Here is a 12,587-nt window from a genome sequence, read left to right as displayed (position 1 = left end):
ACACTACTTAAAGCCGTTCTAAAAGCTTTACCCACTTTTGCCGAACCTCCAAACTCGGCATTGTTCTCTCTTGTTCTCACAAAGTTTGCACCTGTTGCAATCCTTTCTTTTGTGGGTCCTCCAGCTGTTCTAGCAAGATACTCACCATTAGAAGTATAAAAACTCATACCCCCAATATTACCAACTAACTTGATAATCCCTTTTTGCTTACTCATAATTACAAAATTTAAAGGTTAATAAAAATAGGTAGTCTTGGTATCATATAGCTTGTTCTTTAGTAAGCATTAACAAGTTACGTGCCAAAAAAGTAAGAAAATAAGTTAAAAAAAAGATAAAAAAATAATGACCAAATACAGGCGATAAAACAAAAAAAGTACTATTTTTGGGCTACGTTCTTACAAGGAGTAAACCTGTTTTTGTAAAAAAAGAGACCTAGAAAAAAGGAAAAAGAGGACATTTTTTGAAGTTATGACATACTAGTATAAATACAACGGTAAAGAGTATCAAGATGAATTAGGGCTTAATATGTATGCTATGGATATGCGTCAATATGATCCAGCAATTGCAAGATGGGTAGCGCAAGACCCTGTTGTGCATTATGATTATTCTACATATAATTCTTTTGATAATAATCCAATATTTTTTGCAGATCCTAGTGGTGCGGATAGTGAAGTAGGAAATCGAAATCAAGAAGATGATTTACAAAAAAGGAAAATTGAAAACAGTAATATTGGTGGACGTATTAAAGACTATTTTGATAAAGAAACGGGCGAATTTTTAGGAAGAGGAGGAACTGATGACATTAAGTTCATTGAAAGAAAGTTTTGGGACCTTAATTTACTAGGCTTAGCAGATAATGATGCAACACAATTAAGTGACGAAGCTTTTAAAAATGTATTGCTTCACTATGTAGGGAAAACTGATAAGAAAATACATAGTAATTTTGAAATAAGAGTAAGAGAAAATACAGGTATATATACTGGATATGATGAAAAGTTAGATTTAGTATATCTAGCAATTAGTAAAGACAGAATAGGAAAACAAATAATAAATAGGTTTGATGCTATAAACATGCATGAACACGAATCATTTTCTCACGGAAATGATTGGAGAAAGTTATGGTTTACATATAAAAGACGTTACGATTCTTCTTCACAATCAGATTTTGATCTTTTTGAAAGTAATGCAACAAATTACCAAATAAAGACTTCAAGTTGGAAAAACACAAGTAAACAATGGAATAGTATTATATATGACCATTATGGGCATTATGTACCCTCTTCTTTGCAGAAAAAATATTTTCCTAATTATACTAATTAAATAACATGAAATCAATTTTTATATATTGCTTTTTAGCTTTTTTGGCTTTTTCCTGTAAGTCAACATATAATTGTATTAACAAAGTAACTTTTGAAAGAGAGAAAGATGGTCCTTCTCCTGATTTAATCACATTAGAAACTTTTTTATCTGAGGAATACGTAAAAAAAATTCCTACAAATAAGTTTCTTAATTTGAATTTTTACATAGATAAAAATAATTCTTTTTCAACCCATGATTGGCTAATAAAAAAAGAAGATAGTAATTACGTTTTTTATATAAGAACTACTTTCTTTAATAGAAAAAAGGGGTTCAAGGAAATTGATTTTTATGATTTAATAGATTCATCTAAATCCCTAAAAGTAGAAATAGTAGATAGAAATGATAAATTTATTTTTATGAAATGTGATTAATTATAGTAATGGGTAATGTTTCAGATTTAGTGATACAACTTTTATTGGAGATTAATAATTTGATAATCAATAAAAAAAATAGAAACAGGTATTAAAAAGGAACGCAATATTGCGTTCCTCTTCCTGTTATATAAAGCTCTTAAAACGAAGAAAATGATAAAAAAGTCGACCTCGTGTATCAGAATTAGTGATGCSTTTTTTACTTATAAAAATAGTTGTAGGCATCAATACTATTACCTATATTTACAATGCAACAGGGCAAAAAGTAAGCAAAATAGTGACCGAAAACAGCACCATAACCCAAACCAATTATTTAGCAGGAGGCTTTCAATATAAAAACAATGTATTGCAGTTTTTTCCGCATGCTGAGGGCTATGTAAAACATGAAGCAGACAATTACAGCTATGTTTTTAATTATACCGACCATTTAGGAAACGTAAGGGTAAGTTATAGTGATATTAACAACAGCAATATCATAGATGCTGATGAAATAGTGGAAGAAAATCAGTATTATCCTTTTGGACTAAAACATGCTAATTATAACATGAGTAGAAAAGCATATTACAAAAGTGGTGGAGATCTTGTCTTAGAAGAACCTTGCCCTAGTTGTCCTATTGATTTTAAATATAATTATAAATACAACGGTAAAGAACTGCAAGACGAATTAGGGCTTAACATGTATGATTATGGTGCAAGGAATTATGATGCTGCTTTGGGTAGATGGATGAATATTGATCCACTTGCGGAGCAAATGCGCAGACACTCTCCTTATAACTATGTCTTTAATAATCCTATTAGATTCATTGACCCAGATGGGATGGCTCCTGATACAGATTATGGGATTGTAAAATCAACAGGACAGATTAAACAAATTGGACCAACAGATAATAAACCAGATAGGTTATTTGCTTTAAATGATGATGGCACTAAAAATACTAGTGTTAATGCTATTACAGTTAATGACAAAAAGTTACTGCCAAGTTTGACTAAGGATAATTTCAGTGTTAAAACTCTTTGGGGAGTTAAAACTGGTGCTTCCGCTGTAACAAAAAGTAAAACAGATGCATTTAATGTGTTTCATTTTATGTCTACTAATTCTAATGTTGAACTTGGATTACAAGTACATAAGAATAGTAAATATTTAATAGCAAATAATCATAGTCCAAACACTGTGGGTAGTGTTACAGCTGCTACGGCGAATGGTTTGAACTCTGAAACATTAATAAGTGACTATCATACACACCCAAATAAAAATTACACTGAAACAGACGATAGAGCTTCAGGTATGATTGGAGATCAAGGTCATGCATCAGGCATAATTAATGATAGGACAATGAATCATAATATTCCTTATACTACAGAAAATATGCCTAAATTCTACATATTTAGACCAAATGTAAAACAACCATATATGTTTGAATATTCACCTTGGACACAGAAAAAGAATCCAAGAAATGTTAACTCTGGAAATGATTTAAAAAGATAAATGAAATGAAAAAGAATTTATTAATAATTATGTTTTTTATTTTAATATCATGTAAAAATGAAGACAATAATTTTTTAAATAAAGTATTAATAGAGTATCATGAATCTAAAAACAATTATACCAGTATGATTACTTTAGACTTTAATAGTTCTGAACTTTATTTATTAAAGATATATAACAATCAAAATAGTTTATTAAAAACTCCTGATGAATATGCAGAAAATAATGGTTCTATTTATAAAACTGAAGAAAAATTAGATGAAGATTTAAAAAGAATAAATTTAACAAAACAAGAAGTTGACGAATTGTTAGGAATAATTGAATCTTTTGAAAAAGAAGATTATAAGTCGAAAAAAGGGATTGGTTTTATTGATGGGGGCTTTGTTAATTATCATTTAGTATATAAAGAAAAAGTAGTTAATATAAAAAGAATTAATGATTCTAGTGATAAACAGGTTAGGTTTAATAATTTAGTATTTGATATAATAAAAAAGTCAAATATTGATTTAAAAAAAGATAATTAGTTTTATAAATATAATGGGAAAGAGTTTCAAGATGAATTAGGTTTAAATCTATACGATTATCAAGCTCGTAATTATGACCCAGCTTTAGGCAGATGAATGTTGATCCACTTTCGGAACAAATGCGTAGACACTCTCCATATAATTATGCTTTTAATAATCCAATGCGATTTACTGATCCTGACGGAATGGCTCCAGAGACAGATTATGGAGTAATTAAAAAAACTGGAGAGGTGAAACAGATAGGGCCAACGGATAATAAACCAGATAGATTATTTGCTTTAAATGATGATGGTACAAAAAACACAAAAGTTAAAGCTATTCAGTTAATGATAAAAAAATACTACCAAGTTTAAGCAATGCTTCTGAATTAACACAGGACGATGGTAGTGCAAAGCACAACCAAGAACCTGTTTATTATGCCAAAACTAATAATTCTAAAGATGTAATGAATGTGTTTAAGTTTTTATCAGATAATTCGCCTGTAGAATTCGGTTTATTAGGAAATAAAAAAACGAATGGGTTATAGGAACAATGAGAAGTAATACTGTTGGAGCAATGCTAGAAAAAGTTAAAGGATTTGATTTTAAAAACCTTACAACTCATATTCATTCACATGGAGAAAATAATCAACATGCCTTTAGACCATCAGGAAATGATGTGTATATAGCAAAACAAATTAGATCATTTAATCCTTCGGCTGCTGTTAATATCTATATGCCACAGTTGAATATGAAAAACTGGAATAAAGCTTTCCCTAATCAGAAGATTAACTACAATCCAGACAAAATGTATAAGGTTATAACAAATTAAATTTAATGAAAAACAAATGAAAAAAATATTTTTAATTTTGATTTTATCCTTTTTTGTCAATTGTAAGAGGAATACAGATTTTAATAATGAAGATTGTGTCTCACTTTTTGAAACTATTTTCTATAGCTCGAATTTAAAAGAAAATATAGAATCAGTTAATTTATTAAATAATAAAATTCTAAAGAGTGAACCATATTATTACAAAATAATCATTAGTGATAGTCTAAAGAATGGTGTTGATTATGATTTTAAATTATTAAGGGATAAACAAAGGACTCCAGATATTAATCAATTATCAATTTGTTATAAAACCAAAGATTCCATATTAATTAATAATATAATTGAAAAACAAGCAAATTTAGATAAATATTTAAATATCATTAATTTAAATGGAGATGAAATATTTACTGAGTTTTCAATAGAATCTAGTAAGTCTGGAAAAATGAATGTAGCGGAATGGAAAAATAGTATTAATTTATTAAAAGTCATTTTAAAAAAAATCACAGAAAAACAAATTATAAAAAATGAAGATAAACCTTTTAGGATGTTATTTATTCTTAAAGGAGATTGTTATTTACAACCAGGACCTCCTCCCAAATAAAGTATGTTAGTGATACAATAAGTAAAAAAGGCGAGCTTAACGGTTCGTCTTTCACAACCAAACCCATTATAAGTCACATATAAACCTCAAAGACCATAAACAATAACAAACTTATAAATGGTTTAAAAGGTCTTAAATGAGGTGTATAAGGGTTATGGGAGTATAATAGTTAAGTTAATAAGAATATAAAACCACTTCATTAATTTGGAGTGGTTTTTTAATTTAGTTTTATCAACTAAAACAATATAAAAAGGTTAATTTTTCTAAGCTCAATTTTTTTTTGAGTAAAGTTTAGCTTTCGACCATTTTAAATGTTTTATTCCTTTTTTTGTTCAATTTTTAAATTAGGAAAATGATCGATTTTACTTTTTAAGAATGTTTGTGGAATTGAATAACTTAATAATAATGTAAGTATAATTGAAAAAGTAAAAACTATTAAAAAATTAAAATTACAAATAATAACAGAATTTAATTTATCAAATAATAGTACATTCCAAACGAGTGTTACAATAAATGAAAAAAGAATTGCAACTTTTGATGTTGAAATATTTGCTCCACTTATTGGGTTCCAATAATTATTTTGAGTTTCTTTGTTTGCAAACACATAATAGATTCTTTCTTCTGGGGCTAATTTTAATAAATCTTTTTCACATTCATTCACTAATGTAATAAAATTAATATTCCAATAATAGTAACCTTTTGTTGACCAATACCAAAACAATGAGGTTGTATAACCTAAAATTAAAAGTGCTATTTCTTCTTTTAATAATTCTTTTTGTTGTGTTACTAAAGTATAATAGCCAACAAATAAAGTACCAATTGCAACATAAAAGTAAGTTGTCCACTTATTAAAATTCTCATAATGAAAATTTCTTGCATTTATAAGAAACTCATATCGCTCTTTTGAAGTTATCTTTACTTTTTTTATTTTCTTTTTGGACATTTCTTCTATGGATTTAAAGTAATGTTATATTAAAAATATTTTTAGAACAATATTTTATTTAACCAATCTTAATTGAGCAGATATTTTTTCATCAATTAATTCAGCATACTCTTCTTCAAATTTTAACTTAACTGATTTGTCTTTAATGTTAAGCTTGTTAGACAAATAACCTAACTTTCTTTTGTTTTGCTCTATAAGTTCAGACCATTCCATTACATAAACTTCAATGTTTTTTTCAGTTTTAATATCATATAAAAAAGGATTGTCTGGAAAATTAACTCTTCTTGAATTAACTTGTGATTTGGCAAATTTTGTTAAATGGGAAGATATTAAAATAAGTTTGTATTTTACTTTATCATTGGGTAGTGCTGAATTTTGTTCAATAGTAAATGCATATTCATCAATTTGGTTTAATTCTTTTTTACTTATTGCGCATTTTGGAGCTTTTAATTCAACAACCATTATCTCTTTAACATTTGAATCAGTAATTTTTTCATTAAAAAAGAATAAATCAGTAATGTCATTTAGACCATCTCCATCTAATTTAATTAAGTTATCCTCTTCATCTGTTGGGAGACAGTTAAAGTACTTTTCTCTTAATTCTATTAAAATGTTACCAATCTTTTTATCTGACCACAATTTTGGTGTACCATTATAATTTTCTCCAAACAACCATAATTCATTTTCAACTATTTTGTGCAATTGACTCCTTTCTTTTAAGTGTTTTGAAATACTTCCATAGGTTAATTCATGAAGAAATTCTAAAAACTCTGTTTTTTCAGCTACAACACTTGCAAAATGAACAACGTCTTCCAAATCAGTCTTTTCTAGTAGGTTATGAAATTTTTCTAAACTTTCATCTGATAGTTTTAAAACTTTTTTGAAAATATATTCAATGTTTCCATTTCCTATTGCTTTATCAAGTAAAGGATATAAAAAATTTCTAATCTTATCATCTTTTTGAATGAGTTTATGTTCATCTTCTAATAGATAAGCCACTTTCTTGAATAAAACCTCTTGAGATTTGGACGCAGGATATTCATTATTTTGATAAGGATAATATTTATCCTTTTCTAAATTATTTAAAAATTTCTCAAACCTTTTATTTTTTGCTTTAAAAAAATCATTAATTGTTTCTTTTATACTATTCTTTAAATTATTAATCTCTGCTTCCCCTAAAGCTTCTAAGTCTAAGTTTCTAAATAAATCAGTGTTTAGAATTGGAGATTCAATATATATAAACCAAGTTCCCAAATCTGGAGTATACCAATCTGACGAGTATGTGTATTCGTGTGCAACACTCTTTAAACCTGCATTGTCTGTTTGAAAGAATACTTTTACTTTATTTAGATTAGATTTTATATTATAAAAATAAAAGTTTAAGGTGTGTTCTTTACCTTTTTTATCAATATAATCTATTGTCTTTTTTGAAGGTTTGTCAATGACAAAATGCTCCCTCTTTAGGTTTTTACCATTAACTATGAAATTAACAGTATTATGGAAAATTTCAAACGGGTAATGTTCAAAAATTGCTTGGTTTATATTTTTAGCAAGAAAGTTTTCATGAATACTATTTCGCTTAGCTATTTTTTCTTGTTTATTATGATGAAGTTCTTCTATTAATACTTTATAATAAGGGTTTAGTTTGTTCTTAAGGTACTCATAATCAACTTTAAATTCAGTTTCTTCTAATTGCGCATCGTTAAAATCTAATGTATCTATGCTGAATTTAGTTTTTGAAAATTGTTTTTTATCACTATCATATCCAACAGTTTCAATATGCATCAATTCTCCAATTTGTAATGAACTGAATCTGCCTATACCTTGACCACTTGCTTTAGAAGTTGTTCCAATTTCTAAAATTCTTTTATCAAATTCATTGAAAGGAACTCCATATCCATCATCTTTTATTTCAATACTCTTAATTGGAGATTTAATGTTTACTTCATTTACATATTCAATATTAATCTCGATATTTTTTGAATCAGCTTGTAAAGAATTGTTTATTAATTCACGAAAAGCCTGAAATGTATCTTTGTATTTGGTTAATAAGTCTTTTATGACTCTGGTATTTGTAGTAATCTTTTTAGATGTTGATTTCATTTTCTTCTTGTTAATGAGTAATTTTACAATGAAAATTTTACTTTTTTACTGAAATTGACCTAATGTAAATAATATTTTTAATGTTTTCAAATCTACTAAATTTTAGTAACATATTTGATTAAAATAATGACTGAAAAAGGGTAATGTTTCAAAGTTAGTGATACAACTTTTATTGGGGATTAATAATTTGATAATCAATAAAAAAATAGAAATAGGTATTAAAAAAGGAATGCAATATTGCGTTCCTTTTCCTGTTATATAAAGCCTTAAAAACGAAGAAAATGGTAAAAACTAAAACCTTGTATATCAGAATTAGTGATAGCTTAATTTGCCCAAACTGTAAAACTAAAAACTTAATAAAAAAGGGCTTTACAAAAACAAAAAGCAACAGTTTTATTGTAAAAATTGTCATAAAAGACGTATCGTTTTTTTGGGAAACTTACATTAGTAGTTCTTTTTCTATATGGTATGGTGTTGAATTTTTTCTGCGTTTTTTGCAATATAAAAATTGGAATTTGACTTATAGGAATATTTCGTTTGAAAGAGAAGCATATTCAAATGAAAATGACCTTAACTATCTAAAGAAAAGGTCATTTTGGATGTTTTTAAAATATATTTAGAAAATTACTTTTTTGTGAATGATATTTCCATTTACTAGTTCTATTTGAAGAATTAATGTTGTATTGTTTTTTTGTAAATTTTGAACGATAACTTCTGAAGTACTTATGTTTTGAATATCGGTTAGTTTTTTACCTAATACATCAAAAATTTGAATAGTCTTGATTTCTTTTTCTGTGGCTTTGATTGTTAAGTTTTCATTTGAAATTACAATTATATTATTTTCATTAGGTGTAACATCTAAATTGCTTAAAGTATTAGTTGTGTATCTTAATATAAAACGATTATCAATATTTCCAGAGTTTGATGTAAAGCTATATGGGTTTAACTTTAAGTCATGAATAATTTCATTTTGTAAATCTTCAATATATATATTGTTGTTAGAATCACTAAATAAACCATCAACAGCATTAATCGCAATTGAATAAGAACCACTTTGAGGAATATACATTCCAAGTTGAACCTGATCATCTATTACAAAAGGAAGTTTTCTACTTTGAATATTTAGTTTTGCAGTTTCTGCAATAGAGTAAATATCAAAATTGTTTTTATCAACTGCAGTTGCATCATAAAGTCTATCGATTTCGTTTGTTGCATTTGTAATATAACCGATCATTGTTCTTGCTGAACTTCCTGTTTGGTCAATAATATCTAGCCATATTCTGTTTTTTTCAATTTGAGTAGAACCCGAAGTTCTGAAGAATTGATTATTGCTATAAGTGTTATGTCTCATAGAGTTATTGAAAAGAACATTTTCAGAAGTTGATGAACTTGTGTGGTTCATTAAAACAAAAAATCCTTGACCAGCAGCAATATATCCATCATAAGTATTAGGACCTGATGAGCTACCAGCAGCGTTATAAGTAATGTAGTCATTAACAGTATAGTTGTATCCAAAGTCTTCATAGAATGGATCAGGAATTGCTAAACTAGGAAGTGTTCCGTGTGTCCAAACTTTTATGAAACCTGCTATGTTTGTGTTTAAAGTTAGAAAATCAATTGCATTAATTGATGATGGATATGGATTTCCTATTAAATTCCAATTGTCATCGTCTTTTGTTACAGGCGTAGTAGTTGGACCAAGGTAATTAATTCCGTTATAACTACTTCTAACTATAGGAACACTAATATTACCATTGTTTGGAGTTCCTGTGAATGTTCCTGTAAGAGTTTGAAATGTGTTCAGAAAATTACTTGGTGATTTAACAATGTATCCTTTTCCTGTTAACATGTTTTCTCCAGTACTTATCCAATTACCAAAATCACTAGTATATCCAGATGGGATAGTAGGTTCCCATTTGTATTTTGAACTTCCAAGAATGTTAGTTAGTGGGAAATTTGATACTGGTGATGACCAATATACATAGTCTAAACGTCTAACATTTGCATTTCTATGCATATTCATTATTCCTGTATTAGCAATATTGTTTATTTGAATTAAACTTGCATTGTCTTGTAATTCTAGATTTCCACCTAGATTTATGTTTACCCAATCGGTAATGGTTATGTTGTTATCTGATGTGACTGTTAAATTGGCATTATTGTGAATTAATAGATTTAATCCTAATCCATTATAACTAGTTCCGTTAATAATAGGATCTGTTGAAGTGCTAGGAATTACTACACAATCTAAATCTGTTGGAACACCTGTTGGAGTCCAGTTATTTGCGTTGTTCCAGTCGCTGTTTACTGAACCAACCCAAACTTTGTTGCTATTGATGGTTATAGTGGTTTCATCTATTTCAGTTAAAGTTGCTCCTCCACAAAGTTGATAAGTTACTTCCGCAGTGTAAGTAGTGGTGCTTGTTGGGCAAACATTGATTTGATCTGTATTTCCTACAATTAATCCAGAAGTTCCAGATCCTTCATACCAAGTTATTGATGTTATAGAATTTCCATCTGGAACAAATCTCCATGCTTCATTTGTTACAGCCCAGTTTGGGTCTAATCCGTTTCTGTTTGGAGCAACTGTTCCAATTGTTCCTGTTTCGTTTTGTATTCCTACAACAGCATTACCATCATTCCATGTTCCGGCACCTAAATTATCTATGTTTTTTTCTTTGATATAGACTTCAATAACATTTGTGTTTTCATACAACACAATCATTCCAGTATATAAACTGCTATTTTCTTCATACATTGGAACATCATTCCATGAAGCTACTAAAGCACGACAACCAGTATTTAAAGTGATTAATTCCCAACCAACTTCTCCTCCTTTTGAAGGGTCTATATCGTGGAATACTCCAAAAATGGAATTTTCAATTAATGAATTATCTCCACTTACAGGTAGGTTGGCATTAAAAGACCATCCACAAGTATCTCCTGGTAAGTTATTTGTAATGTCAAAAGTTATAACACCATTTGAACCTATTAAACATTGATTATATGTGTTTCCGTAAAAACAAAATTCGAAAGGTAAGTTTATTATTGGTGACCAAATATCATCTGTGTTGACACTAACAGGGTTTTTTAAGCAATTAAATTGATATGGTGGTTGATAGGGTATAGATTCTACAAGGTATGATGTGGTTTCTCCTAAATTCAAGTAAGTAGCTTCAAGATCAATGCATGTTGAGGTTGCTGAACAGCTTATAGGATCAGGGTCACTTCCGCTTAAATTGAGGCCTCCTGATGTTACAGATGGGCAACCTAAAGTTGTTGTTCCTTGACTATCTCCTTGTGTACAGGTAATAGATGTGTTAGGTGTGGTGGCACAAATTCCGAATGTTCCATAAGTATTGTTATAGCCCCATATTCTTACATATATAGTTGCGCCAGATGTTAATCCTGTTCTTGTTATCTTAGACATACTTCCATTTGTACTTCCGTCATCATTACATTCTAATAGTGATAAACTACCGCATGTTCCTGTGTACCATGCCATTCCTGCATCCGTCATGGTTCCTGTTTGCATGTCAACGGTAACATTTCCGCTTGGAGGAACTGTAAAAGAAAACCAGACATCTCCTCCTAAATAAGTAGCACAATTAGGATCTGGAGGTGTTGAAGGAGTTGTAGAGGCAGTTGCAGATGAATTAGAGTATGTGGTATAATTACAAGTTGCATTTATGGTTAATGGAATTGCACCTGTACAATTATCATTTGTTAAGGATGAGGATGTTACACAAATGCTACTTAAAGTCATATTATTGTTACTTCCATTATTGATAACTTTAATGTAGTATATTCCATTGGATAAAGTTGTACTGATGGTTTCGGTTTGAGCTCCATTCGTGGTGGTGGTATTTGCACAGTTTATTTGGCTTAAGCCTGTACATGATGATGTAGAAGATAATAATTGTAAAAATAGATTTTGATTAGTTGCATTAGCTGCAATGGATATGTTTAAAGGGCCTCCAGTGACCGTGAAACTATACCATCCTTCTCTTCTAAAAGTTCCAAATGAACATCCAGAAGCGTTTGGTGCACTTTGGGTGTTATCACTAATTGTACCACTTCCACATGCCCCGTTTATGGTTAGATTAGTGGCGGAAGAACAATTTGTTCCTTGAGAATATAATTTATTAATACCGATAAGACTAAAAAAAAATATTGCTGTGGTTAATAGAAAGTAATTTTTTTTCATTTTTTATTGTTAATTTTTCGTTAAAAAAATGTTAAAGTACGGCTAAGATAGATATATGTTTAACTAAATAAAAAATAATTGTTCGTTTTTTTTAATGTTTTAGATATAATGCATAAAAAAACCTTTAAACGGTAAAAAAATATTCTTTTTTTTATAAAATTAGGTTAATTATTGTTTTTTTTA

General features: G+C 28.6%; 10 protein-coding genes and 2 pseudogenes. 8 read left to right on the top strand and 4 right to left on the bottom strand.

What is annotated here, in order from left to right; genetic code table 11:
- Window positions 1–215, bottom strand: a pseudogene (locus SY27_RS17570) (hypothetical protein); the annotation flags it as partial.
- A 277-nt stretch (window positions 216–492) separates the two neighbouring features.
- Here SY27_RS17570 and SY27_RS17565 point away from each other — a divergent pair.
- The 8 genes and pseudogenes from SY27_RS17565 to SY27_RS17535 all read left to right on the top strand — a co-directional run.
- A pseudogene (locus SY27_RS17565) lies at window positions 493–1,320 on the top strand (RHS repeat-associated core domain-containing protein); the annotation flags it as partial.
- Between the two features lie 5 nt (window positions 1,321–1,325).
- Window positions 1,326–1,730, top strand: coding sequence for a hypothetical protein (locus SY27_RS17560; protein WP_045972811.1), 405 nt, complete (start codon window positions 1,326–1,328; stop codon window positions 1,728–1,730).
- A 190-nt stretch (window positions 1,731–1,920) separates the two neighbouring features.
- Window positions 1,921–3,216: an RHS repeat-associated core domain-containing protein gene (locus SY27_RS19330; protein ID WP_045972809.1), complete on the top strand. Its 1,296-nt coding sequence runs from the start codon at window positions 1,921–1,923 to the stop codon at window positions 3,214–3,216.
- Window positions 3,217–3,221: 5 nt separating this feature from the next.
- Complete coding sequence (locus tag SY27_RS17550) at window positions 3,222–3,740, top strand: hypothetical protein (protein WP_045972807.1); 519 nt, start codon at window positions 3,222–3,224, stop codon at window positions 3,738–3,740.
- A 92-nt stretch (window positions 3,741–3,832) separates the two neighbouring features.
- The gene (locus SY27_RS19325; protein ID WP_045972805.1) at window positions 3,833–4,093 is read left to right on the top strand and encodes a hypothetical protein; all 261 of its coding nucleotides are present in this window, start codon (window positions 3,833–3,835) and stop codon (window positions 4,091–4,093) included.
- Entirely contained in the window at window positions 4,078–4,266 is a 189-nt protein-coding gene (locus SY27_RS19320) for a JAB-like toxin 1 domain-containing protein (protein WP_369793081.1), read from the top strand. Before SY27_RS19325 ends, SY27_RS19320 begins: the two co-directional genes overlap by 16 nt.
- 5 nt (window positions 4,267–4,271) lie before the next feature.
- Window positions 4,272–4,550 (top strand): hypothetical protein, encoded by a 279-nt coding sequence (locus SY27_RS17540; protein ID WP_045972803.1) that lies wholly within the window; start codon window positions 4,272–4,274, stop codon window positions 4,548–4,550.
- A 16-nt stretch (window positions 4,551–4,566) separates the two neighbouring features.
- Window positions 4,567–5,151, top strand: coding sequence for a hypothetical protein (locus SY27_RS17535; RefSeq protein ID WP_045972801.1), 585 nt, complete (start codon window positions 4,567–4,569; stop codon window positions 5,149–5,151).
- A 316-nt stretch (window positions 5,152–5,467) separates the two neighbouring features.
- Here SY27_RS17535 and SY27_RS17530 read toward each other — a convergent pair whose 3' ends face one another.
- The 3 genes from SY27_RS17530 to SY27_RS17515 all read right to left on the bottom strand — a co-directional run bounded on the left by SY27_RS17530 (window position 5,468) and on the right by SY27_RS17515 (window position 12,404).
- Window positions 5,468–6,094, bottom strand: a complete 627-nt coding sequence (locus SY27_RS17530; protein WP_045972799.1) for a hypothetical protein — start codon at window positions 6,092–6,094, stop codon at window positions 5,468–5,470.
- Window positions 6,095–6,148: 54 nt separating this feature from the next.
- Complete coding sequence (locus SY27_RS17525) at window positions 6,149–8,197, bottom strand: ATP-binding protein (RefSeq protein ID WP_045972797.1); 2,049 nt, start codon at window positions 8,195–8,197, stop codon at window positions 6,149–6,151.
- A gap of 616 nt (window positions 8,198–8,813) precedes the next feature.
- Window positions 8,814–12,404 (bottom strand): hypothetical protein, encoded by a 3,591-nt coding sequence (locus SY27_RS17515; protein WP_045972795.1) that lies wholly within the window; start codon window positions 12,402–12,404, stop codon window positions 8,814–8,816.
- Window positions 12,405–12,587: the final 183 nt, after the last annotated feature.

It is taken from the genome of Flavobacterium sp. 316, assembly GCF_000967805.1.
GTDB lineage: Bacteria > Bacteroidota > Bacteroidia > Flavobacteriales > Flavobacteriaceae > Flavobacterium > Flavobacterium sediminilitoris.
This window is presented reverse-complemented; position numbering and strand designations above follow the sequence as displayed.

Bases quoted from the DNA above. Each gene is read 5' to 3' on its own strand.
- SY27_RS17560 (WP_045972811.1), top strand. From the start codon at position 1,326: ATGAAATCAATTTTTATATATTGCTTTTTAGCTTTTTTGGCTTTTTCC.
- SY27_RS17550 (WP_045972807.1), top strand. From the start codon at position 3,222: ATGAAAAAGAATTTATTAATAATTATGTTTTTTATTTTAATATCATGT.
- SY27_RS19325 (WP_045972805.1), top strand. From the start codon at position 3,833: ATGAATGTTGATCCACTTTCGGAACAAATGCGTAGACACTCTCCATAT.
- SY27_RS17540 (WP_045972803.1), top strand. From the start codon at position 4,272: ATGAGAAGTAATACTGTTGGAGCAATGCTAGAAAAAGTTAAAGGATTT.
- SY27_RS17535 (WP_045972801.1), top strand. From the start codon at position 4,567: ATGAAAAAAATATTTTTAATTTTGATTTTATCCTTTTTTGTCAATTGT.
- SY27_RS17530 (WP_045972799.1), bottom strand. From the start codon at position 6,094: ATGTCCAAAAAGAAAATAAAAAAAGTAAAGATAACTTCAAAAGAGCGA.
- SY27_RS17525 (WP_045972797.1), bottom strand. From the start codon at position 8,197: ATGAAATCAACATCTAAAAAGATTACTACAAATACCAGAGTCATAAAA.
- SY27_RS17515 (WP_045972795.1), bottom strand. From the start codon at position 12,404: ATGAAAAAAAATTACTTTCTATTAACCACAGCAATATTTTTTTTTAGT.